The organism is Ignavibacteriota bacterium (genome assembly GCA_019637995.1).
Taxonomy (GTDB): domain Bacteria; phylum Bacteroidota; class Ignavibacteria; order Kapaibacteriales; family UBA2268; genus JANJTB01.
In genome coordinates this window covers 309,938-335,021 of sequence record JAHBUQ010000001.1, presented here as the reverse complement: position 1 = coordinate 335,021, position 25,084 = coordinate 309,938, and the positions used below count along the sequence as shown (strand labels likewise).

Here is a 25,084-nt window from a genome sequence, read left to right as displayed (position 1 = left end):
ACACTTCGCAAGTGTAGGACATCTTGCATATTTATCAATCCGCGAAATCTTTTAATCCGTTGATGATTCTGAATATAAAAAAATCATCTCTTTACTACAAACTTTGACATCAGTTTTTCGCTTTTTTCAGTAACCACCTGAATTACATAAGCTCCACTCTGAAGACCGGAAGTTGATACAATGACCTTAATTTCATTCTTGCCACTTTCAGTCCAACCGCTTAAATCCTTTAAATATTGACCGCTTGCATCGGTAAGTATTATTTTGTAAAATCTTTTGTCAAGTAAATCAAATTTTATATTTACATAATCCAGAGCTGGATTCGGAAAAACATTTAGATTTGTAATTGCTTGTGATGTCAGATTGCACAGCCCGAGAAGCGATTCTTCCAATTTGATTTCATCACAGGCATCTTCCGGCTGCAATTCGCCTTTGCGAACAGATTCTACCAACTTCATTTCTTTTTCAAGTTGCTTTCGAATATCATCGGGTAATGCAGACAAAAACTCTTCATTCGGATAGTACCATAGTGTTACAAAAGTTGCATTAGGCATGGTATCAAGCTCCTCTTTTGTAAATCCGTAGTATGGAATTTGAACATCTACAGGGATGAGGTAACGGTATTTGACAGAGTTTTTAAGATTTTCTAAATAAATCTTGATTGTATTTAGTTCGTTGTTGATTGTATTTATTTCATCACTATTTTTACTCTTTAGGGATTTCAATGAATCTAACTTTAGAATTAATAACTCAAATTTTGAAGCCAAGTCATAAATTTTCTTAGTTTTCTCATTTCCGTAATATAAAATTGCATCATGATTATTAAATACAGTCCAATTTTTGAACATTACTGGTGATTTCCGGTTTACTTTATCAGAACTGTTTAGTCCATCAATCTTAAAGTATGATTGTGTCAAAACTGCTTTCTTATTTTCTGGGGATGTGTTTAAGTCATCATACAAACTGGATTTATCCAACATACTAATTCGTTGATATACAGGTGCCTCTCCGTACTTCCATAAGATGTTGGTTTTATCGTCAGATATATCAACCTTTTCCCATTCAAAAATAACATTTTTCTTCATGAGTATATTCTTATCAGGAATATCATTCAAGTCAAACTTGTCAGCTCCATATAATTTTAAGAATTTATTGATATACTGTTTATCCAAATATAATTCGTCCTGTGGAATTGAGAAAGTTGTATCAGAAAATACAATATCAAGTTTTTCAAGGATTTCCTTACCCAATAACAACCCTTTTGATTTGATTTTCATCATCTCTGTTGGATTGTTGAATAACTTACGAGTGATATGAGCATACATATTCAACATTCTTACCAAATCCATATTGTTTGATTGAATAATTAATTCATTGTTAAGTTCAGTCAATTTGTCGAAATAATCTGGAACATCAAGAAAGCATATAGATTTAATTCTTTGTAAATCAACTATATTTCTCAAAGAATCTTCCAATTGTTTGGAAACAGTAATAAGATATTTATCCTCTAATATAAGTTGATATTTTCTTTCCATAATATTATGATTACCATCTTTACTGAAAACTGATTTACTTTCAACTCTGAATGTCCACATGAAACTCCAGTTTTCTATATTGAATGTTAATAGTTCCCAGTTTATTTCATCTATACTGAATATTTTATCATTGGATGAATTAACTTTTTTCGTTGTATCGGATGTCATATTGTTATTCGTAAGCTGTTCATTGCTTGGTAAAGTAATATCTTCCCCAATCAAGTTGGATTTCTCGTTATTTGAATGTATTTCCGCTTTAGATTGTGTAAATGTAGATTCTTGCTTTTTCTCTGTCATTTTTTCATCTGCTCCGAAAGGCGATAGCAAATAAATACCCGATAGAATTATAGCGATTAATGATGTGATAGTCATAAATAAATGTCTCCCAAAAAAGTTTAAAAAACGATCAACAAAATTTTGGGCGGTACCGCGTCCAGACCCACTTAGCAGACTTTCTGCTTCGGGAGTATTATAAGGTACATTAGCTAAGTGTACCTCTTTTGCTAAATCTAAATATTTGTCTAATTTATCTTTCATATTAATTATCCAGCAAATTTTTAAGTTTTTCTCTACCGCGAAAAACTAATTTTTTGATGTTTTCTACATTCGTACTCATAATAATAGCCGCTTCAGAATAAGAAAGTCCATTTATAGCTGTCAGAACAATAGCTTCCTTCTGTTTCTTGGAAATTTTGTCAAGGGCAGCATAAAGTTCATTCAATTGTTGCAGATTTTCTGCACCGAAATCCGAATTTGCAATATCATCCGGCTCAAATTTACTGCTGCCGTCAATTCGCTTGTTAAATAAAGTTCGTCTGTAAATTAGCCGTCTGGCAGTTGTAAAAAGGTAACTCAAAAATGCAGTATTATCATTAATATTGTCAAAATTTTCATAAGCCCGCAGAGTAGTTTCAGACATAATGTCTTTAGCATCAAAACGATTATTGATGAAAGACAGTATGAATTTCCAGAGCCGTTCACGACACGGCTCATATATTTCCAAAAATCTATCCTGCTTATTCAAATTTTTTCTTATTAAATTTCGTACTCATTAGGAAGAGCAAATAAACACAAAAAAGTGGACATATCAATTTAATATTTGTTATAACTCATGTAATAATATTACTTATTTACTCAATATACAAATCTATATTTAGTATCTGACAAAAAAGTACAATTATAAAGTTTTGTCACATTTGTAGCCCTTCGACAAGCTCAGGATAAACTATGTCGAAATGTGTACATATTGCTTGATATTTAGCGATATATAACACTTCGACTTCGCTCAGTGTGACATTTAACTTTATTATTTTGCAACTGAATACTTTTCTGCCAAACACTAGTTATCATAAATTAATCACTAATTGATATATCCCGAAACACAATCCCGCAAAATCCAGCCCATAATCCACAAGCTGTTATTAGTTCAAAAAACGTTGCTTTAAACCAATTGTTCATTGAAAATCAACAAATCGAATAATAATTGACAATAATTACTTGATTGCAATGTCTAAACTCAAGTAAATTATTAAATTTAAAAATCAGGTGTTTCAATGGCAAAAGGTAAAGAGTCTAAACCGGAATTAAAGAAAAAAGCGACTAAGACTTTGATAGAAAAAAGAAAGGAAAAGCAGGAAAAAAAAGCTAATAAGTAGTATTTGATAACGTACATTATTAAGGCTTTGTAAAACTTTTTTAAATTTGAGTTTTTACATATAAAAAACCTCTATAATTATGGAATTACAGAGGTTTTTTTAAAAAATAATCCATATCACATTAAAATTTGCTTATTTCTAAATCAATTTCAGCAATTCTTGCTTTGCTTTGGTCAATAGATTCTTGTTTTTCTTTAATTCTTGTCTGAATATTTTCAATTTTAGTATTGATTTCACTGATTAAAAACTCATCTATACCTTCTTCTTTGAGCTTGTCTTTTTGAATTTCAAGCGATTCGATATCTTTAGAAAGTACATCCTCAAGTCTTGATATTTTTTCTTCAAGATTTGCTTTTATTTCATGCAGTTTATGTGATTTATCTTCTTTCCTCTGGTCATAGTAGTCATTCTTCTTTTTGTCGAAATTAGCAAACGCTTCACGAATTTTACCAAAAAGCTCATTTCTTTGGTCTTTTTTCAATCTCGCAATCCTGACTTCACCCTGAATAGTGATAAGTGTTTCACGAATAATATTAAATTCGCTCGAATCTTCAACCAGATTCATTCCTTCAGCGACTTTCAGGTTTAATCTGTCGAAATTTTCATTACACTCAGATTCATATTCAATTCTTTCAGAAGATTGCTTTTCGTTCAACTCTTCAAAAACAGCCCTGATATCTGAAAATAGCTGGTCTCTTTGGTCACGTCTGAGTTTGAGGGCTTTGATTTGATTTTGAGCATTAATAAGTTGCTCTCTCGAAATAGAATATTCTTCAGAAGTTTTGGCAAAATTTATAGCATCATCAACAACTTTTCTTACTTTATCATAATTCTCAGTTGTAGCCTTATTGAATTCTGACCTTTCGGCTTCCTGTCTTTGATTAACAGAATCAAAAGCATCGCGTATAGTTTGATATAGTTCATCGCGTTGCTCTCTTTTTAGCTTAAGACCTTTAATGTGACCTTGAACATTAATAAGTACTTTTCTAGCTTCAGCAAAATTTTCGGATTTCGTGGCAACATCAATAGCAGCGTCAATTTTTCCTTTCAGATTGTGATAATTTTCGATACATTCCATTTCATAATTTTCACGATCTTCGTTTTGCTTTTTGCTAACATTATCAAAAGCAGAATTGATAAGTCGGTAAAGTTCGTCGCGATGTGATCTTTTTAGTCTAATGCTTTTAAATGAATTCTGTGCGGCAAGCAAAAGTTCTCTTGACTTTTTAAAATCACTGCTTGTTTCTGAAAAATCGCAAGCTTCGTTAACCTGACCAATTACTGAATCAAAATTTTCCTGAGATTCTTTATCGAGTTTATCCTGCTCTTCGGTCTGACGCTGATTAACAGACTCAAGAGTAGCTCTTATTGATTCATTAAGATTATTATTGTCATCTTCTTTGAGAAACAGACCCTTAATCTTATCGCGAACATCCATGAGTTGTTTGCGAATCTCCTTCCAATCCATACTTTCACTTGCAAAGGCTACTGCTTTATCAAGTTCACTTTTAATATTATCATAAGCTGTTCTGTATTCATCATCATTGTTGTATTGTACCAGAACATCACCTTTCCGGGGCTCATCATCAGCTCCCGCTACAAAATTTAATTCTTCACTCACATCCATACCTATTCTTAGTTAATCAAAGCACATATAAATTATTCAATACTATTGGTAACAGAATTACTTGAATTCTCATTACCATCGAAGTTCGTAGATTTGATAGCAAGCATAGCCTGACGGCTTATTGGAGGTAATTCGTCGCCTTTGACAAGCAAATCAAGTTCCTCGCCATCAAGAATTTCTCTTTCGAGTAAAATTTTTGATATTCTGTGTAAAATATCAATATTCTCTGCAAGTAGGTCTTCAGCTCTGTCCTGAGCTTTAGTAAGTATTCGTCTGACTTCTGAGTCAATAATCTGAGCGGTTTCCTCACTATGGTCTCTTGTTTTTGAAAAATCACGTCCAAGGAAAACTTCCTCGTTATCATGATTGAACGTAACCGGACCAATAACATCGCTCATACCCCATTCACAAACCATTTTTCGGGCAATCTGAGATGCTCTCATCAGGTCATTTGATGCACCTGTCGAAAGCACTCTGAAAACTAATCTTTCTGCTGCACGTCCAGCCATAAGAACAACGAGCTGGTCTTCAAAATACTCTTTTGATTTAGAGTGGAATTCTTCATTTGGCAAATGCCAGGTAAGCCCCAAAGCCCTTCCACGAGGAATTATCGTTACCTTGTGAACAGCGTCGGAATGTAGAAGAAATTTACCGGCTAAGGCATGTCCCATCTCGTGATAAGCTGTCATTTCTTTTTCTCGGTCGGAAATTACCATACTCTTACGCTCAACACCCATTAAAACTTTATCTTTCGCATTTTCAAAATCATACATCGTTACTTTATCGCTGTCACGTCTTGCTGCAAGAAGTGCCGCTTCATTTACAATATTGGCAATATCTGCACCAGATAGTCCGGGTGTACCCTTTGCCAAAGTGAGAATATCAACATCACTACCAAGTGGAATTTTGTTTGTATGAACCTTGAAAATACCTTCTCTGCCCTTTACATCAGGGCGGTCAACAACTACCTGGCGGTCAAATCTTCCCGGTCTGAGAAGTGCAGGGTCGAGAACATCCGGACGGTTAGTTGCTGCTATTATAATTACACCACTATTCTGTTCAAAACCATCCATCTCAACCAATAGCTGATTAAGTGTCTGCTCACGTTCATCGTGACCTCCGCCGAGACCGGCGCCGCGATGACGTCCGACAGCATCAATCTCATCAATAAATACGATACATGGTGAACTTTTCTTAGCTTGTTCGAATAAATCTCTTACACGACTTGCACCAACTCCGACAAACATCTCTACGAAATCAGCGCCTGATATAGAGAAGAAAGGAACATTCGCTTCGCCTGCAACTGCACGTGCAAGCAGGGTTTTGCCTGTACCTGGAGGACCTAAAAGTAATACTCCGCGTGGAATTTTGCCGCCAAGTCTCTGGAATTTTGCAGGCTCTCTAAGGAATTCAATAACTTCCTGAAGTTCATACTTTGCTTCATCAGCACCTGCAACATTTTCAAATGTTACTTTGGGCGCACCTTCATTCAGCAGTTTAGCACGGGATTTTCCAAATGAAAATATTCCTTTTGAGCCTCCACCCTGCATCCGACGCATGAAAAAGATATAAAGTCCAATGAGAAGAATCCACGGGAGCATAGGGAGAATATAATTCCAAAATGCTCCGTCTCCTTCTTCGTAAGACCAAGCTATTCCTTTTTCAGCCCATAATTGTTCTGTTTCGCTATCAAGTACACCAAGTTTAGCCGAGAATCTTGTTACTGCCCTTTCGCGTCCTTCAGCCATTATGTTAACAGGTTGTTTAAGTACACCTCGGAATTCATATTTATTGTATTGACTTTTGACTACAACTGCTTCCGATATAAGGTCTTCCTGCAAAAAACGCTGGTATTCTGTGAATGTTACGGGCCATTCCTGCTTTTGATTTCCCTGCATAAATACATATACAATGAATATACCTGCAGCCAGGACAAACCAAAGCATCATATTTCTCATAAAATTTGCAGGAGGCATTTTGCCGTCACCAAATTTTCTGAATTCATCAAAAGGGTCTTTTTTATTTTTATTTGAATTATCGCCGTTATTTTGCGATTCTGCCATTAAAATTCTCCAAAAGGAAATAATTTGTTTGATAATATATTGCTATGACGTAATAAAATACTCATAATTTTTCAAAAAACAAAAAAATATTTGTTTTCATACTACATCACTATGATTAATAAATTTATTAATACATTTTTACAATTGATAAAGAATAATTAATTGAATTTATCGTTGATATATATATTCAACAAATTAAATTATGTATGAAACAATTTATTGTTCTGTTATTATTTTTTATTTATTTTCAGGTCTATTCGCAGGATAAATCTGTATCCATGCTTGAGGAAACAGGATTATGGAATGGTCTGTATCTTAAAGTAAAACTAAGCGATAAAATTGGTTATTACGGTGAGCATCATTATCGCACAAGAAACAGTCAAGATGATTTATATAATTTCATCAGTATAACCAGACAAGTTTACAACAGAGCCGGGATAAATATATTTTTTAATCCATATTTCGAAGCCGTTATTGGTCCGACTTTGGTCTTCAATTTTAACCCTCAACCGGGTAATTCGGATTTTGAGAATATTACATTGGAGCCAAGGATTTGGCATCAATGGCTTTTTAAAATGCCTGAAATGTCAAATATTTCTTTATATCATCAGTTTAGATTTGAGCATCGTTGGAGAAGAAGTAATCTAAAAGGATCGGATATGAATTATACAGATAGGTATCGCTATAAAGTATTTGCTTATATCCCATTGAATAAATCCAAAATGGAAGAAAAAAGTCTTTACTTTTCACCGAGTGCTGAGATTTTCTTTCAATCAGGAGAGTCAATCGTAAACAACCACTTCGAAGATTTTCGTATTTACAATGGATTTGGATATATTTACAATGAAAGAATTACTTTCTTTGCAGGTCACATGTGGACAATAGGACAAAAAAGTTCAGGATTTGAATATTCCGAAAGCCATATTTTCCGCCTGAATGTATTTATTGGATTGGATGCCAGGAACATAGAGGACAGACTTCCTAATATTAATATTGGTTATTAAATTAAAGTAATTAGTATGAAAAGTTTTAAATTAATATATATTTTTATTGCCATAATTGTAATTTTGGGATTGATTTTGACAATCCTTTATTTCAAGGCTAAGAACGAAATTAGCATTATCACTAAAGAAAAAAATGATATCTATGCTGAATTGTTATTATTTCAGCAAGCTAATCAAAGCTTATTTGATGATGATTTTAACTCATCAGATGATTTTTTCTCCAAATTGAGCGTACTGAACTCAAAAAACAACGACTTATATAATAAAAGTAAAACTTTTATTGATAAGATTGATTATAAAAATATTCTATTAGATTCTCTGCAGTTAATTGAGCAGATAAACAAAAGAACAATTCAAAAAAATCAATTTGCAATCAAAGATTTAAACAACTCATTGAATTTAATTTCAAAGGAATTATCCATAAGAAATCGAATAGAGGATTCACTGAGAAATTATTCCAAATTTTCACATAGAAATATTCAACTTTTGAATAGCGAAATCAAAAGCTTAAACGATTCGCTTAAGATGCTTAAAAAATCTATTGGCAGGCTTGAATTTATAAATCATGACAGTATAATGGTTCGTTATTTTGGAAATATATCAGATTCAGCTGCAAATGGATTCGGAGTTGGGATTTTTGGAAAAAAAGCGATTTATGAGGGTTTTTGGAAAGATAATCTCAAGCATGGTGAAGGAATTTATACTTGGGCTAATGGTGATATATACAAAGGTGAATACTTGAATGGTAAACGCTCGGGGTTTGGGGTATATTACTTCTCTTCAGGAGAAAGGTATGAAGGAAATTGGGATAAAGACTTAAGAAACGGCAAAGGTAAGATTTATGATAAAAACAATATAATTGTTTTAGAAGGGATTTGGGAAAATGATAGAATCTCAAAACCTAAGAATTCAATGACAAATTAAAATATAAATTAAATTAAATCGTTTATGATGCTTATTTAATTGTTTATAAAATAAAGGAATTAAGCTAATGTCAAGTTTCAATTTAATTGGTCTCGATAATACAAAAGCAGCTGAACTTGCAAGTAAACTTAACAAATTACTTGCCAATTATCAGATTTTTTATTCAAATCTTCGCGGTTATCACTGGAATATCAAAGGAGAGAAATTCTTCGAGCTTCATCTTAAATTTGAAGAGCTTTATAATGACGCATTTCTCAAAATTGACGAGATAGCTGAAAGAATCCTAACCCTTGGCTTTACTCCATTACATACTTACACAGATTACATTGCTGAATCAGAAATCAAAACTGCAAAAGATGTAACAGAAGGAAAAATTGCTGTAAAGAGTATTCTTAACAGCTTCTCAATTTTAATCAGAATGGAAAGAGATATCCTTAATTTGTCTTCTGATACCGGTGATGAAGGTACTAATGCTCTTATGAGTGATTACATACGCGAGCAAGAAAAATCTGTATGGATGTATAGTGCCTTTTTGGGATAAAATTAGTTTTTCTTAATTTGGGGCTGTCTTTATAAGGACAGCTCCTTTTTTTATGAGAATCGGACAAAAATGAACAGAATTACCACTAAGACATCTGATTCGCCCCTTGCTGACAGAATGCGACCAAAAAATCTTAACGAGTTCTTCGGTCAGGAACATCTTACAGGAGAGGGTATGCCGCTATATTCATTTTTTGAAAATGGCGATTTCCCATCTATGATATTCTGGGGTCCTCCCGGCTCGGGAAAAACAACACTTGCATATCTTATCTCAAATGTTGGCAAATTTGAGTTTATCCGAATTTCTGCGATTGAATCAGGGGTCAAAGAAATCAGGGAAATTCTAGGCAAAGCGGAATCAAGCAAAAAGGATGGCAACAAAACAGTACTTTTCATAGATGAAATACACAGATTTAATAAGTCACAACAAGATGCCCTGCTTCATGCAGTCGAACGAGGTGTAATCACTCTTATAGGTGCAACAACAGAGAACCCGTCATTCGAAGTAAACCCTGCCTTAATCTCGCGCTGTCGCGTCTATCACTTAAACGAGCTAAATGAAGATGATATAAGAAATATTATAAATCATGCAATTAATGAAGATATTTTATTAAAACAATATCAGATTATTATTGAAGATTACAGCGTGATTTTTGCTATTTCAGGTGGTGATGCAAGAGCGGCATTAAATTTGGTTGAAAATATTATCAAGCAATCAAATCCGGAAAAAACAGAAAATAAAATTGTAATCAATAAAAATTTACTTGAAAAAGCAGCTATGAGGCGTGTTCCGGGTTATGATAAAACAGGCGAGGCACATTATGACACAATTTCAGCGTTCATTAAATCAATGCGTGGCTCAGACCCTGATGCTGCAATCTATTGGCTTGCTAAGATGCTTGAATCAGGCGAAGACCCGAAATTCATTGCCCGCAGAATGGTCATTTTTGCCAGTGAGGATATTGGGAATGCAGACCCGGGAGCATTGAACCTGGCTGTGTCTGTTTTTCAGGCAGTGCATATTATCGGTATGCCTGAATGCAGAATTAATTTAGCTCAAGGTGTGACATATTTAGCCTCTGCACCAAAATCAAATGCTTCCTACTTAGCCATTGATTCAGCTCTCAGCGATATTCGTAAGGGTTCTGATACAACTGTTCCACTTCACTTACGAAACGCACCTACCAAGCTGATGAAAAAGGAAGGTTATGGCAAAGACTATAAATATCCTCACGACTATCCGAATCATTTTGTCAAAGAGCAGTACATGCCTGAAAATCACAATAAGCAATACTACAACCCAACTGACCAAGGGATTGAAGCGAAAATCAAAGTACGCCTTACTAATTTATGGCTGAAAGATTAATTTTTTTTTTATAATTCCACTAATCTAATATAAACTTAAATCTTTTGAAGTACAATGATTCTGTCTTCTAGTTTGTCTATTCTCAAATTATATTTTTTGGCAATAAAATGTATGGTTTTCTTAGTATATATAAACACATGTGTCGGATCATTTCTGTAAAACCAAGTTTTGAAATCAGATGACATATCAAAAAGAAGTGTCATAATAATCAAATATCCATCAGGTTTAAGCAAATTCAGCAACTTTTCGATTTCATAAGCCGGTTGATGAAAATGCTCAAAGACTTCACAACTGAAAATATAATCATATTTATGATTCAAATAATCATCATTCGAAAAAAAAAACGGGTCATAGAGTATAACTTTATAACCAGCATCCCCAAGCATTTTTGATATTACAGGTCCTGTTCCACATCCATAATCAAGCCCCAAATGAGTAGAGTTGAATTTTTCTAAAACAGTATTAGTTACAGGAGATGTAAAATTCCGGTATCCGAAATCGTTTACGTCGTTATTGTGCAGCTTGTAATAAGCAACTTCTTCCTCTTGATTCAAGTAGTACTTACTTTCCTTTACGAAAGAGTCACATAAGATGCATTGATAATAAAATTCATCAATTAAATTTGAAAGTCTGTCTTTACAGAGTGGGCAAATCATGACATATCATATATTTGTTAAAAAATCATGAAAATTCTCATAAATTCAGGCAATATCCAGTACATTTAAGCCATCAAATCTATATTTTCGATTTGATTTTTCACAAAAAGCAAAACCTGAATCATCGAATTTCAGCTTAGTGCCGGCTTCACTCACCCATCCGACTATTTTTCCGGGAACACCTACTATCATTGCATAGTCAGGTACATCTTTTGTTACTACCGAACCTGCAGCAATAAAAGAATGCTTACCGATAGTATTCCCGCAAATAATTGTGGCATTAGCACCAATTGAAGCACCTTCACGGATAAGGGTTCGATGATAAAACTCAGAACCAACCTGGGGATATTTACATCTTGGGTCAATTACATTTGTAAATACCATTGAAGGACCACAAAACACATAATCTTCAAGCTCAACACCTTCATAAATTGAGACATTATTCTGAATCTTGCAGAAATTTCCAATTTTTACATTATTGCCAACATTTACATTCTGCCCCAAAACACACTTTATACCAATTATGGCATTTGATTGAACATGACTGAAATGCCATATTTTTGTTCCCTCACCTATTTCACATCCGTCATCTACATAGCTTGACTCGTGCACGAAATAACTCATAGAATTTCCTAAAATTAAAAATATATCAACAACTGATATAAAATAATATTGCAAATATTATTAAATTAATTATTAACAGAGAGCCTCAACTTCATTGAGAATTCTATTGATTTTAGATTCTTTTATACCTACTTCCAAAAGAGTATTTGGATTTTGTTGTATTTGGTGACATACTACAATTCCGTTTTTCAGAAGTGCTTTAAGATAGAATTTCTCTATAGAATTCAGCACAGTAACTGGAAAATAACTGTTCTTTTCTATCATTGCCTTAAGGCTGTGAGTAGTCGGATAATCCCATCCCATTAAATGCAAACCTGAGCATTTGCCAAATTCTTCAGCATCACTGGTGAATCTCGTATTTGTAATAATCCATCCATAGAATTCTGTATCTTTATATTCCGGAAGTGCTTTACGTTTTTTAATTATATCATCAACCCTTGAGCGAATATAAAGCGGCACCTGAACATTTGCAAATTTGCCTTGAGTATTATAGAATTTACATTCAATCAAATTTTGCTTATTACCACTTGTTGCTACAACATCTACTTCATGACTAATGCACTGCCCCTGGACCATTACACCAACCTGAACTTCAAATCCCTGATATTTCAAAAGCTGACCTATAAAATGCTCAAATGGATATCCTGAAGGACCTAATTCCATCAGTCCTTTTTTAAGGCTGTAACGTGCTGCAGTCGAGAGTTTCTTTTTTTTAAGTGCGTTAAAAGCCCGCTTATAAATTTCTCTTGTGGTTGCACCATTAAAAATCCAATCTGTGATTTCCTGCAATACCTGCGAGACGGTGAAATCATCAGCACCGGAGCGTTTTAGTGAATTTTCCAGTTTAGAAATATCAAAATGTTCCTTCTCCCCACTCGCTTTAACTATTAAATGATTCGAACTCATATTATTTATTTTTCAATATATATAAAAAGTTGCTACAAAAGTAAACTATTAAATCATGATAGTCAAATAACTTTTGTAACAACTTAAAATTATCGGATTATTTTTTTTTAAAAATTAATCTTTCTTATTTTTTCTCCACTTTACTTCGTGGTAGCCCGGACGCTCTTTCACTACTCTTTTAAGGAATTCATTGCTGTAACCTGCACTCTTAGGATGTCTTCCACCTGCTTCTTTTACATTATTGATATAACCATCGTTATATTTCATAACCATATCTTCCCAAAGCTGACGCCATCTTACGACTGAAAGTTCAAACTGACTATTAGAATAATCGGTGAGATACTGTACTGCTAAATTTTTATCTTTTTTGTACAGTTCCTGAGCGGCAGACTCAACAGCCGGCTGGAACGCAAAGAATTTATTTTCAAGCTCAGATTGCACAATTTTAATATCTTCATAAGCAAATTTAAACTTATTATAAGCAAGATTTGCTACCAGATTGAATACCCAAAATGCAGAATTTAAGCTGAATTCACTTATTGAATATCCTTGTGATGATGGTGGAGGTGCTAAATTAGCACAATATATCGGAATATAAACGTTTGTGTAATTATCATCTACACCATACCAGAATACTCCACCAATTTCATTCGGAAGCCATGAACGCATCTGTGAAACGAATGAAAATGCAGTCTGCTGGGTGGAAATTGGTCTTTCCCAAGCGTATTGAGTTGTATCACCTTCGACTTTGAAAGTTAGACCTTTCCAGCGAACAGGATTGCCGTAAGGTTCGGCTGCAAGACTTGTTTTGAGGTCAAATTCAGTACCGTCAAAATGGTCGCGGAATAAATCAAAAACATCAGCAACAGTTAATTTTTTATCGGGCTTAATATACAATGGATATGGTTCTGCTCCTTCCACACAACGCCAGTAATCAGCCGATAAATTCATTGATGGTGCTGCATTACGGAATAAACTCCAAACTCTGCCCTCGCAGAATAATAATGATGGAGGGTCAAGCGGGCAGTAAGCATCAACAAATGAGAAATCGCCATCTTTTTTGGGGTCGTAATATCCGTTTGCCTGTGCAAATGAGATTACATCTTTTGAATAAATACAATTTTCAGGGTCATTCAAAGGGAATTTTCTGATACGTGCCTGATTTGCATGTGCTGAAACGTACCCATCAGGAATTTTGACGGCTACCCAAACGGCGCCTTTTTCTTTGCCGCCTTTACCAATCATTTCAAGAACCCATACTTCGTTAGGGTCTGCAATTGAGAACGATTCGCCTGTGGAATAATATCCGTTCTCTTCGACAAGGTCGCCCATTACTTTAATTGCTTCGCGTGCTGTTTTGGCACGTTGAAGAGTGATCCTAATCAAACTGCCGTAATCCATAATGCCGTTTGTGTCCTGAAGTTCTTTCCTGCCTGTAAATGTTGTTTCGCCAATAGAAACCTGATATTCATTTATATTACCAATCACAAGATAGGTTTCAGGTGCTTGCTTGATTTTACCCAAATACTTTTCTGTATCCCAGTCATATACTTCGAGTGAATCGTTTGGTTCCCATTTTTGTGCAGGAATATATACAAGCGGCTCCATAAATCCGCCGGCATCAGCATTGTAAGTAATCATAGTTGAGCCATCAACTGATGCACCCTTCGTAACAAGAAAATTGGTACAAGCGTCAGATGAGTTGATTGTGAACAACAACAGAAATAAACCTATAATAATATTCTTTAATTGAATCATTAAATCACCTAAATAAATAAAAAAATAAAATTGCAATTTTTAATAATGCAATATAAAACTAATATTATTATTATCAATAATTTTGATAAATATTTCTAAATTCGTTTAATGCTAATTTTGAAAAAATGCGATTATGTTCAATTTTTGGAAAGTATTACAAATTTCTCTACCATAGTGTTAATTTAATCATCATACATCCGATGTTTTTGAAACATCGGATGTTTAATATTGATATCTGAATTGCAGATTATTCGAATTGAGGGATTTCACGGATTTATAAAAAAGTAAGGGCAGGTTCCGAACCTGCCCCTACGGTATTTTTAAATCTTCACAAATTTCTCCACAATATTGCCAATACGGATGAAATACACTCCCGCCGGCAGATGCGAAACATCAATTTTTAAATTCCCCTCACCCGTGGGTGGCTGCGAAGCTGACGGGGTGGATATGACTTCCAATCCAAGCATATCGAATATTTGCACTTTATCAACCATAGGGTTAACCCTATGGTTGATTTCAGGGATAGAAATTGTAATAAAATCACTTGCGGGGTTGGGGCTTACTACAATTCCCCTATCCTCACTGCTCTCCCATACACTGGTGGTAGGTGTACCCGTAAATTTCAAATCGGTTGAATCGTTACTTATAAGCCGGACTGTATGCTTTAATGGTGAAAACTTGAAATTATCATGAACTGGAGTGATGTCCCAGGTTTTATAAGATTCTATATTCAGGAATTCAAATTTGCCCGTAGCGTCGGTTTTAGTTATCGTGTCTGCAAGACCTAAACCGTCAGGGGTTAGTACTGAACGGGCAAAGCGGACATCTATATCTGCCATACCTTTGCCGTCCGTATCTACAACATAGCCGCTAATAGTGTGGTATGTGCGTAAATCAGTTGCATTAAAATCGAAACCACTCGTATCGTGGGTAAGCTCTATATCATACTGTAAGGGTGAATATTCAAAGGGTTTGTAGTAAAATTTTGATAAAGGGTTATCATGATATTTGTTCATTGCTTTAACTGTGTATGAACCTTTTTTTAGACGGGTAAATTTATAGTAACCATCAGTATCTGTCATTGTTACACGATAACCAAGAAAAACAGGTATATTGGGCTGACCTTTATCTCCTTCCCAAACTCTACCGCTTATTGTATATATGTCCTCAAGACCAGGCGCTAAATTATCTTCTACCATACGGAATAAATGTCCAAAAAATGTTGCTATAATTGGTACCGTACCGGCATATCGTACCATCATGGTTGCCGGGGTTCTTATTCCTGGTGGGTTTACACTTTCATAAATCCAGGACTCACCACCGTCATAAGTATAAATAATCGTACCGAACTGACCTACTGCTATACCTGTTAAACTGTCTTTAAATGCAATTTGTTGCAAACCAAATGGGTTTCTTAGTGTATCGTTAAATTTTCGGTCATTATACAAATCCAATACCCTTCGCCAGTTCTTGCCTCCGTCCGTGCTTTTATATATCGCATCTCTACAAGAACCTCCTGCAATATCATTACTCCAACCGCAAATGAAAAATAATTTTTCAGTAACCTTGCAAAGATTGCCTGAGTAAAATGAATTCACATCAACCTTATATAATGAATACTCTAAACTATTTATATTGAGTTGCAATATATTTACACCTCCTTTGCCTACCGTTACATATAGAATTGAGTCATTCACCATTACGGGATTTCTATAAGACATAATTTTACCATAAGAAGTATCCAATCTAAATTCCTTAAATGACTCCCATCCGTCTTTAGTAATAAGTATGAAAGTATTTGTTAGTACCCCAACATCTTTATTATACATCGAAACATATTCAATACCTATCCTACTTCTTAAATTTAGATTAATTAACTCAAAATCCTGTCCTGAATTTGTTGATTTTAATATCGTATCAGTATAATTATAAGATAAGAATATACTTGAACTGTCGTGACAGCTCATGTCTGAACTATATAAATTATTCTCAAATTTACTTAATAAATACCAACTATTACCCTGGTCTTCAGATTTATAAATAGCTTGATAATTTGTCCAGTTTTCACCAAATTGTACAGTAACAAAACAGTTATTACTGTCGGGACATTCTAACTTTTTAGGAACTGAATTGACATTCCGTGTCATTTCCCATTTATTCTGAGAATACATGGGAAGAGTAATTAAAATGATTATATATAATAATCTTTTCATTTCAATAAAACTTGTTTATTTAACAATAATTAATTTATCAACACTCTGATATGAACCACCTGATGAATAACGAATCAGATACATACCTGTTTTAAATTCATTTAGATTAAGAATCAGGTCATTAACCTTTACTGACATTGAAATCCTGCTCAAATAACAACTGATAACTCTTTTTAACTTTCAACTCAATAACATTCAACATAGTTACATCTTCACAAACTTCTCAACCTTATTGCCAATACGGATGAAATACACTCCCGTCGGCAGGTGAGATACATCAATTTTCTGTGTGGACAGGTCAAGCCCTATCCCTACAGATAAAACCTCTAATCCAAGCATATCGAATATCTGCACTTTATCAACCATAGGGTTAACCCTATGGTTGATTTCAGGGATAGAAATTGTAATATAATCAGAATATTCAAATAAACAAAATATATTTTACAAATAAGAAACAACCTTTCGTTTAGTAAATCTCAAAATATAGATGTGTTTAAAATTTCAAAAAGAAACAAAAATTCTGATAATTGACTGAAATAAGTTATTTTTGAATTTATATAATTTTACAAAATATCAAAAACTGAATTTGAAAAATGATGATATAAATATTCCATTATGTGTGGATTTGGATGGAACTCTGCTCAAAACCGACCTGCTTTATGAGTCGGTAATATATTTATTAAAGAAAAATTTCTTTTATATTTTTATCTTGCCCTTCTGGCTTGCAAAAGGCAGATATTTCCTGAAATTTAAACTGCTTGAGTTTATAACTCCAAATATTACTTCAATGCCATTTCATCAGGATGTTTTGGATTATGTCATCAATGAAAAATCAAATGGCAGAAGAATTGTATTAGTTACAGCCACTGCTGAGCCATTAGCAATCAAAGCCGCAGAACATTTTGATGTATTTGATGAAGTTATTGCAAGTAAAGACGGTATTAATCTTGTTGGTCAGAATAAAGCTGCCCGCTTGGTTGAACTATTTGGAGAAAAGGGATTTGATTATGCAGGAGATTCATACAAAGATTTATTTGTTTGGGCAAAATCCCGAAATTCAATGGTTGTAAGCGACAATGAAAATCTACTGAACGAGGCTGAAAAAGCATCAAATGTTTCAAAGAAGTTTATATTCAAAAGAGATAAATTCAAAATTTTCATAAAACAAATCAGGGTTCATCAGTGGGTCAAAAATTTGTTGATATTTATGCCGCCATTACTCGCTCATAAAACAGGATTTGATGATTATTTCAATGTTATTTGGGCATTTTTGTCATTTAGTTTTGTAGCCTCGGGAATTTATGTTATCAATGACCTGGCAGATATTGAGTCGGACAGAAACCACGATGGCAAGAAAAATCGTCCTGCCGCATCAGGGAATATCAGCATACTAACTTGTTTAAAAATAATACCTGTAATGATTTTGTCAGGGTATTTAATGTCAATAATGGCTCTTGGAATCAATTTCACTATGATTTTGGTAGCATATACAATAATAACAGTGCTATATTCATTCAGGCTTAAGAAAATTTATCTGCTTGATATTATCATTCTTTCGCTACTTTACACTTCAAGATTGATAGCCGGTGGCGTGGCAACCGGTACTGAGATTTCCCCATGGTTGTTTAGTTTTTCGATGTTCGTCTTCCTGTCGCTGGGTGCTATGAAGCGCTATACGGAGCTAAAAGGCTTAATAGAATCTAATAAGACAAAGACTCGCGGTCGCGATTACTATGTGGAGGATATTCCGCTGATTAGTATGATTGGTATATCAGCCGGAATTGTTTCCACACTCGTTTTCACACTATACATTGATAATCCCGATGTGATTAAGCTCTATAACAGCCCATTTTATCTATATTTGATAACTCCTGTTGTGTTATACTGGATACTCAGAATGTGGTTTATAGCCCATCGCGGTATGATGAATGATGACCCGATAGTCTTTGGATTAAAAGATAAAGCCAGCTATATCGTTGCTGCAATCATATTCCTTATAGCACTGGGAGCTACATTATGATTGACAGTATCGAATCTTTTGGAAGATATCCAAAAGTACATCACAAAAAAAATGACTATTTATTTTGGAGAAATGAGAATCCTGATTTTTCAGATGAAAATTCATTTCTGCCTTTTGGACTTGGAAAAAGTTACGGTGACAGTTGCCTTAATCCCGATAATAATTTGATTAGTATCAATTACTTAAATAAATTCATATCCTTTGATGATAAAAACGGAATTCTTGAAGTAGAATCCGGTGTTACTCTTGAACAATGCATTGCATTTCTGATTCCACGCGGTTGGTTTTTGCCCGTAACTCCGGGCACTAAGCTCATTACTATCGGAGGTGCCATTGCCAACGATGTCCATGGCAAGAATCATCACGTGGCGGGGACTTTTGGCTGTCACATCATAAGTTTTGAGTTACTTCGTTCAGATTTGAGCAGAACATATTGTAGCAGAGAGCAAAATACAGAGTTATTCAATGCTACAATTGGCGGACTTGGGCTGACGGGAATCATTACAAAAGTGAAATTTCAATGCACAAGGTGCAATGGTCCTATGATTGATTCGGAAAATATAAAGTTTCGCTCATTTGAGGAATTTTTTGAAGTAAATGCTGGTTCATCTGATTATGAATTTACGGTTGCGTGGGTCAATACAAATTCTGACGGCAGCGGAATACTTTCACGTGGAAATTTTGCCGATGCGAATTTACAGCCGGAGAAGTATGATTATGTCAGTAAATCTCTGCCATTTCCGGTTGATTATGATTTTATAAATCCTTTGAGTGTTGCCGCATTCAATTTTCTGTATTATACAAAGCAGTTGGAAGACCGGCAGCGGCTGATAATTGATTACAATCCATTTTTCTATCCTTTAGATGCAGTAAATGGCTGGAATAAAGCTTATGGCAAACGCGGATTTCTGCAATATCAGTTTGTTATTCCTTTTGAAAATGGTTTGGAAAATCTGAAATCTATTTTTAAAATAATTACTGCCGGTGGAAACTCTTCATTTCTGACTGTGCTAAAGACATTCGGAGGAATTAAGTCTCCGGGAATGTTATCATTTCCCAAACCCGGAATTACGATGGCAATTGACTTTAAAATGACCGGACAAAAAATATTGGATATATTAGATTTATCGGATAAAATTGTAAGAGATGCAGGTGGAATTCTATACCCTGCTAAAGATGCCAGAATGTCAGGAGAGGATTTCAGATACTTTTATCCACAGTGGAAAGAATTTAAACAATATATTGACCCAAAATTTTCTTCAGGGTTCTGGAGAAGAGTTACAGGAGATTCAAAATGAAAAACGTTTTAATATTTGGAGCTACTTCGGCAATTGCTCAAGAAACCGCAAAGCAATTTGCTGTTTCAGGGTATAACTTAGCACTCGCAGCAAGAAGTCATACAAAAACTTTAGCCGTTATTGAGGATATTCGAACTAACTATCCACTGGCAAATGCTAAGTTTTATCAGTTTGACGCATTGGAATATGATAAACATTCGGAAATTATTCAAAATGTTGTAAATGATTTTGGTAATATTGATATTGTTATGATTGCTCACGGAACTCTAACAGATAATGTTGATACTCGACAAAATTTCGAATTATTTCATAAGTCATTTGAAAATAATGCAATATCAGTATTTTCAATTTCAGAATTAGTTGCTGAGTATTTTAAGGACCAGAAAAAAGGCTCTCTTGTAGTAATATCGTCAGTTGCCGGTGACAGAGGAAGGCAAAGCAACTATGTTTACGGAGCAGCTAAAGGTGCTGTCTCTATTTATTTGCAAGGACTTAGAAACAGGCTATCAAAAAGCAATGTGAATGTAATTACTGTTAAACCCGGTTTTGTAGATACTCCGATGACGGCACATTTACCTAAAAATTTCCTCTTTGCAAAACCAGCTGATATTGCTAAAGGAATTATTGATGCTATAGACAATCAAAAAAATGTCGTATATCTACCATTTTTCTGGAAATTTATAATGTTGATTATTAAATTAATACCTGAAAGCATTTTCAAAAGGTTAAGCTTATAATATGATAGTTTTTGGTGATGAAAATATCGTTCTTCTTAGAGAAATTTTATCTCCTTACTGCGAGTATCATACGTTTGCAGGCAGGCAACTGAAAAATATTGACTTAATTAATTCTAAATGCGATATACTCTTTACTCGCTCGCAAACATTGATAAACTCTGAACTTCTTGAAAATACTAATATTAAGCTTGTTGCTACAGCAACTTCAGGAATTGACCATGTGGATTTGAAATATATCACACAAAGGAACATTCCATTTTACTCTGCATTAGGAAGTAATTCAAATTCAGTCGCTGAATATGTTGTATTTTCAATCCTTAAATGGGGAATTGAGAATAACATTGACCTTAATGAAGTCACAATTGGAATAGTCGGATATGGTAATATCGGTTCAAAAGTAGCATTTTATTCAGCATTACTTGGTTTGAATATTCTTGTGAATGACCCACCACTGAGTAACTCAGGTTTTCAATTTCCGGATTATACACAGTATATGGAGCTTGATGAATTAATTGCAAAATGTAATATACTGACTAACCACGTACCACTTACTCACGGCTCTAAGTATAATACTTTTAAATTATTTAATTACGATAATTTAAAAAATATTAACAATGATAGTTTAATTATTCATGCATCGCGTGGTGGAATTATTGACGAGGAAGCTTTATTGAAATTGAAAGGCGAAAAGAATATCACACTCGTAATTGACGTGTGGGATAATGAGCCGCTTTTCAACGAAGAATTAGCTGAAAAATCTTACATTGCAACACCACATATTGCAGGACATACACATAACGGCAAACTTAATGGCACTTTAATGATGGTTGATGCATTTGAAAAACATACTTTAACTGATATCGACAAATCATTAATAGTAAATGAATTAAGCAAATCCAATTTGTTAAATATTACAGACTTTATCAAACGATATGATTTGTATAATCACCTTGTATTCACACGTCAAATAATGAGTGACGATATGAAATTCCGAAAATTATTCGGTCAATCTAATAATCATAAGACTATAGGTTTTGACTTTCTAAGAAAGAATTATCCAATTAGATATGAATCACTTAGAGCCGCCATTTAAGAAATCGCAATTCGCAACTTTAAGATAAATTGAATTCGGATTGATATCACCCAAGCGAGTAAAATATTTTGCAGCTTCCTTTTTATCATTTCGTGCGCAGTTTATCTGCCCCAATCTGACTAAAACTCTTTCTAAGATATTATCTGGAAGTCCCTTATCAACAAGCATTGTTTCGAGGAGTTTTTCTGCATCATCGAACTTATTTTCACTTATAATGCACTCAACAATGTAGAAGTCAGATTCATAATATAGCTCGTCCCCATTATCAACAGTATTTTTGATATTTATGAATTTTTGCTTTGCTGATGAAAAATTACCGGCATCAAAATCTTTCAATGCTTCTTCAAATAAATTATTTAAATCATTGGAATAATTAGCTTTACTTGGAACAACATCAGGCATTTTTATGAAAGTGGTGTCCACAAAGCGTGGAGCATAGTTTTCTACAAATTCTGCTTGCTCAACATCTGATTTCGCTTTGTGATTTCTGAATGTAGTATTCCTGACTGATGTGCAGGCACTTACAGTTAAAATTGTAATCAATAAAATTATCAAGTATTTATATCCGGTCATATTATCTCAGGTCAATTAATTCAACATCATCTTTAGGTACGAAATTAAATTGATTATCGGCAATTTTAGGGTTAATCTTTAGATTTGAGATTCTCCAGCTTTCTTCAGCATAATTACGAATAATGCTGATTTGATAAATATCGTGAGTATCTGTATTCATATCAAGTTTAATCATGGTTATATCGTCCTGCTGTTCACTACCTGGAACAAGTTCCAAAGTATGAACTGATTTACCGTAAGTGGTTTGATTTTTATATAATTTAAGTGGAACAAAATTATTAGTGAACTCAAAAAGTATCCTCTCAATTGAAGCAGTTTCACCGTGTGATTCAAAATTACTGATTAACACATTTTTATTTTCAGGAACATAATTCCAAATAGTTTCACCATCGCAATAAATTTTCCTTCCTGAAACAGATAAAACATACTTATTCCCTTTTTTTGCAATGAGTTCACCCTTGATAGCTGAATTCTCATTCAGAACAAAGTTTAAGGATAATGAATTTAAGTTTGAATACTTAGTTTTAATATTTTCAAACAACTTATCCTTATCCATTTGTGAAAACAATGAAATCTTGGCAAATATTACCAAGATTGCGATATTTAATATTAATTTTAACATCAATAAATTTCCTTCTAATTTATTTTTGAATCTAACTTGCCTCTAAGACCAGAGTAACTTGTAAGCTTTGCTTCAACATATCCTATAGGAATCTTCGTAGCAACTTTAACAGGAATTTTCCTCTCGTCATCTGATACCCAAACAAGTATCGTGCCATCAGCTTTGAAAAGACCGCCCTGCACTACAAGCGGTTCAATTACTATACAATTGAACTCCCCTGCATCTACTTTCACAGTTTGTTTTCCTCTGATTTTTACACCAAGAGTATAAGTTGTATCATCTACAAAATTTGGCATAAAAAAAGTAGAATCTTTTGGAAAATTACCAATATCCAAAGTGCGAACATAAAAGAATGCTGAAACTATGTCATGGACATATTCAGGAGTAAAAATTGTTTTTTTATTTGTTTTCGCCGTATTATTTGCCTGGTCGAAATAAGCTTTTGCATCACGTTTGTAGCCACCTTCACGAATCTTCTGTTCAAATTCCCATGGAAAGATGCCATTAACATCAAGTATTGTCCGATATTGGTCACGCACCATATAAAGCCAATCAAGACTTTCGAGAGATTTTACCATAAATCTTACATCATAGCACTTTCTACCATTTCTGTAAACCGGTTCAGGCTGAATATGAAAATGTCCGGTGCCTGCAGTTATAAATTTATAACCGACGCTGTAGTTTAGCTTCTCTCCAAACCCAAAGGCTTCATTAGGTACGTATCTGAATGTTTTTTTGCTGACATCATCCTGTGATTCCAGAGTCATTGTCAAAAGCAAAGTCAAAACGAAAATTACCACGCTTAGAGAAAGAAACAATATTTTTTTACTAATTTCCATATTCATTTACCTGTTTCTTCAAAAATAATTGATTTTTTTCAAATAATTACTTAATTTTACATTTATTTCAAAACAAATTTCAATAACTATTATTTAGACGGAATTAAATTATGAAAGTTGCTGATGCACATTGTGATACATTGACGAAGTATCCCAATAATATTTATAATAGCGGTAATGCACATTGGAATATAGACAAATTCAAATCCTGCGGCGGTGTTTTGCAATATTTTGCAATATTTACACCAGCTCAGTTTGTAGGTGATTCGGCTATGCGATTTGCTGTAAATTCTATTGGAAATTTTCTGCGTAATCCTCAGCAGGAGATAAATTTTTTAGAAAATAAAGATGATTATGATGAAAGTAAAATCAATATTTTGCTTTCAATTGAGGGAGCCGGACCAATAATTAATGATATCAGCAATCTTTATGCATTTTACAAACTCGGAGTCCGTGCGATGGGTTTGACATGGAATCATCGAAATTTCGTAGCAGACGGCATTGATACAGATTACGGGCTGACTCCTTTTGGCATAGAAGTAATCAAAGAAATGGAAAAATTATGCATGATAATTGATGTTTCGCATCTGAACGAAGCCGGTTTTAATGATGTTGTCAAACATACTTCAAAGCCTTTTATAGCATCTCACTCCAATGCAAGGGCTATTTTTGATCATCGCAGAAATCTTCACGATGAGCAAATTCGTGAAATTATCTCCAGAGGCGGATTTGTGGGAATTAATTTTTATTCTGAATTCATAGGCTCAGCTGAAAATGACCTCAAAATTGAATTAATCAGACATATCGAGCATATTCTGAGCCTTGGAGGTGAAAATATAATAGGTATGGGTGCTGATTTCGACGGAATACCTGAAACTCCTTTCCCTGATGCCTCTTCATATATCTCAGTGGCTGAGCTGCTCGGAAATGAATTAAAATTATCTGAAAATGTAATTGAAAAAATTATGTACAGAAATCTTGTTGATTGTACTTTAAAGTTGATTTAAATTTTCAATTAATAAATATCTATC

Annotated in this window: 22 protein-coding genes; 9 read left to right on the top strand and 13 right to left on the bottom strand. The window is 34.0% G+C overall.

Annotation, left to right across the window (positions count from 1 at the left end; genetic code table 11):
• Positions 1-83: 83 nt before the first annotated feature.
• From KF896_01305 to ftsH, 4 genes are all read right to left on the bottom strand, one after another.
• A complete protein-coding gene (locus KF896_01305) occupies positions 84-2,072 on the bottom strand; it encodes a T9SS type A sorting domain-containing protein (GenBank protein ID MBX3042332.1) in 1,989 nt (662 codons plus the stop codon).
• A 1-nt stretch (position 2,073) separates the two neighbouring features.
• Positions 2,074-2,559 carry an RNA polymerase sigma factor gene (locus KF896_01300; protein MBX3042331.1) on the bottom strand — a complete coding sequence of 162 codons (486 nt, stop codon included), beginning with the start codon at positions 2,557-2,559 and terminating at the stop codon, positions 2,074-2,076.
• A gap of 752 nt (positions 2,560-3,311) precedes the next feature.
• Positions 3,312-4,811, bottom strand: coding sequence for a hypothetical protein (locus KF896_01295; GenBank protein MBX3042330.1), 1,500 nt, complete (start codon positions 4,809-4,811; stop codon positions 3,312-3,314).
• Positions 4,812-4,849: 38 nt separating this feature from the next.
• The gene (gene ftsH / locus KF896_01290; GenBank protein MBX3042329.1) at positions 4,850-6,793 is read right to left on the bottom strand and encodes an ATP-dependent zinc metalloprotease FtsH; all 1,944 of its coding nucleotides are present in this window, start codon (positions 6,791-6,793) and stop codon (positions 4,850-4,852) included.
• 365 nt (positions 6,794-7,158) lie between these two features.
• Here ftsH and KF896_01285 point away from each other — a divergent pair, with 365 nt between their 5' ends.
• From KF896_01285 to KF896_01270, 4 genes are all read left to right on the top strand, one after another.
• Positions 7,159-7,884 (top strand): DUF2490 domain-containing protein, encoded by a 726-nt coding sequence (locus KF896_01285; GenBank protein MBX3042328.1) that lies wholly within the window; start codon positions 7,159-7,161, stop codon positions 7,882-7,884.
• A 15-nt stretch (positions 7,885-7,899) separates the two neighbouring features.
• On the top strand, positions 7,900-8,808 hold the full coding sequence (locus KF896_01280; GenBank protein MBX3042327.1) for a hypothetical protein: 909 nt from the start codon (positions 7,900-7,902) through the stop codon (positions 8,806-8,808).
• A 67-nt stretch (positions 8,809-8,875) separates the two neighbouring features.
• Positions 8,876-9,349: a DNA starvation/stationary phase protection protein gene (locus tag KF896_01275; protein MBX3042326.1), complete on the top strand. Its 474-nt coding sequence runs from the start codon at positions 8,876-8,878 to the stop codon at positions 9,347-9,349.
• A gap of 69 nt (positions 9,350-9,418) precedes the next feature.
• A complete protein-coding gene (locus tag KF896_01270; protein MBX3042325.1) occupies positions 9,419-10,714 on the top strand; it encodes a replication-associated recombination protein A in 1,296 nt (431 codons plus the stop codon).
• A gap of 35 nt (positions 10,715-10,749) precedes the next feature.
• Here the strand turns inward: KF896_01270 and KF896_01265 are convergent, their stop codons facing one another.
• From KF896_01265 to KF896_01240, 6 genes are all read right to left on the bottom strand, one after another.
• A complete protein-coding gene (locus KF896_01265) occupies positions 10,750-11,370 on the bottom strand; it encodes a class I SAM-dependent methyltransferase (GenBank protein ID MBX3042324.1) in 621 nt (206 codons plus the stop codon).
• 45 nt (positions 11,371-11,415) lie between these two features.
• Entirely contained in the window at positions 11,416-11,994 is a 579-nt protein-coding gene (locus KF896_01260) for an N-acetyltransferase (GenBank protein ID MBX3042323.1), read from the bottom strand.
• Between the two features lie 72 nt (positions 11,995-12,066).
• Positions 12,067-12,900 (bottom strand): restriction endonuclease, encoded by an 834-nt coding sequence (locus KF896_01255; GenBank protein ID MBX3042322.1) that lies wholly within the window; start codon positions 12,898-12,900, stop codon positions 12,067-12,069.
• A gap of 114 nt (positions 12,901-13,014) precedes the next feature.
• Positions 13,015-14,658 carry a C69 family dipeptidase gene (locus KF896_01250; protein ID MBX3042321.1) on the bottom strand — a complete coding sequence of 548 codons (1,644 nt, stop codon included), beginning with the start codon at positions 14,656-14,658 and terminating at the stop codon, positions 13,015-13,017.
• Between the two features lie 320 nt (positions 14,659-14,978).
• Positions 14,979-16,871, bottom strand: coding sequence for a T9SS type A sorting domain-containing protein (locus KF896_01245; protein MBX3042320.1), 1,893 nt, complete (start codon positions 16,869-16,871; stop codon positions 14,979-14,981).
• 204 nt (positions 16,872-17,075) lie between these two features.
• Positions 17,076-17,237: a T9SS type A sorting domain-containing protein gene (locus KF896_01240; protein ID MBX3042319.1), complete on the bottom strand. Its 162-nt coding sequence runs from the start codon at positions 17,235-17,237 to the stop codon at positions 17,076-17,078.
• 220 nt (positions 17,238-17,457) lie between these two features.
• On the opposite strand from KF896_01240, the gene KF896_01235 reads away from it, so the two are divergent.
• Genes KF896_01235 through KF896_01220 form a run of 4 tightly spaced genes read left to right on the top strand, consistent with a single transcriptional unit; the run spans position 17,458 to position 22,019 of the window.
• The gene (locus KF896_01235) at positions 17,458-18,891 is read left to right on the top strand and encodes a UbiA family prenyltransferase (GenBank protein MBX3042318.1); all 1,434 of its coding nucleotides are present in this window, start codon (positions 17,458-17,460) and stop codon (positions 18,889-18,891) included.
• The gene (locus KF896_01230; GenBank protein ID MBX3042317.1) at positions 18,888-20,189 is read left to right on the top strand and encodes an FAD-binding oxidoreductase; all 1,302 of its coding nucleotides are present in this window, start codon (positions 18,888-18,890) and stop codon (positions 20,187-20,189) included. The genes KF896_01235 and KF896_01230 overlap by 4 nt, the downstream gene beginning before the upstream one ends.
• Complete coding sequence (locus KF896_01225) at positions 20,186-20,926, top strand: SDR family oxidoreductase (GenBank protein ID MBX3042316.1); 741 nt, start codon at positions 20,186-20,188, stop codon at positions 20,924-20,926. Before KF896_01230 ends, KF896_01225 begins: the two co-directional genes overlap by 4 nt.
• Position 20,927: 1 nt before the next feature.
• Positions 20,928-22,019: a 4-phosphoerythronate dehydrogenase gene (locus KF896_01220; GenBank protein ID MBX3042315.1), complete on the top strand. Its 1,092-nt coding sequence runs from the start codon at positions 20,928-20,930 to the stop codon at positions 22,017-22,019.
• On the opposite strand, the gene KF896_01215 is transcribed toward KF896_01220, so the two are convergent.
• Genes KF896_01215 through KF896_01205 form a run of 3 tightly spaced genes read right to left on the bottom strand, consistent with a single transcriptional unit; the run spans position 21,999 to position 24,053 of the window.
• A complete protein-coding gene (locus tag KF896_01215) occupies positions 21,999-22,592 on the bottom strand; it encodes a hypothetical protein (GenBank protein ID MBX3042314.1) in 594 nt (197 codons plus the stop codon). The genes KF896_01220 and KF896_01215 overlap by 21 nt on opposite strands.
• A gap of 1 nt (position 22,593) precedes the next feature.
• Positions 22,594-23,214 (bottom strand): outer membrane lipoprotein carrier protein LolA, encoded by a 621-nt coding sequence (locus KF896_01210; GenBank protein MBX3042313.1) that lies wholly within the window; start codon positions 23,212-23,214, stop codon positions 22,594-22,596.
• Positions 23,215-23,228: 14 nt separating this feature from the next.
• On the bottom strand, positions 23,229-24,053 hold the full coding sequence (locus tag KF896_01205) for a DUF3108 domain-containing protein (GenBank protein MBX3042312.1): 825 nt from the start codon (positions 24,051-24,053) through the stop codon (positions 23,229-23,231).
• A 110-nt stretch (positions 24,054-24,163) separates the two neighbouring features.
• On the opposite strand from KF896_01205, the gene KF896_01200 reads away from it, so the two are divergent.
• Entirely contained in the window at positions 24,164-25,060 is an 897-nt protein-coding gene (locus KF896_01200; protein MBX3042311.1) for a membrane dipeptidase, read from the top strand.
• Positions 25,061-25,084 lie beyond the last annotated feature (24 nt).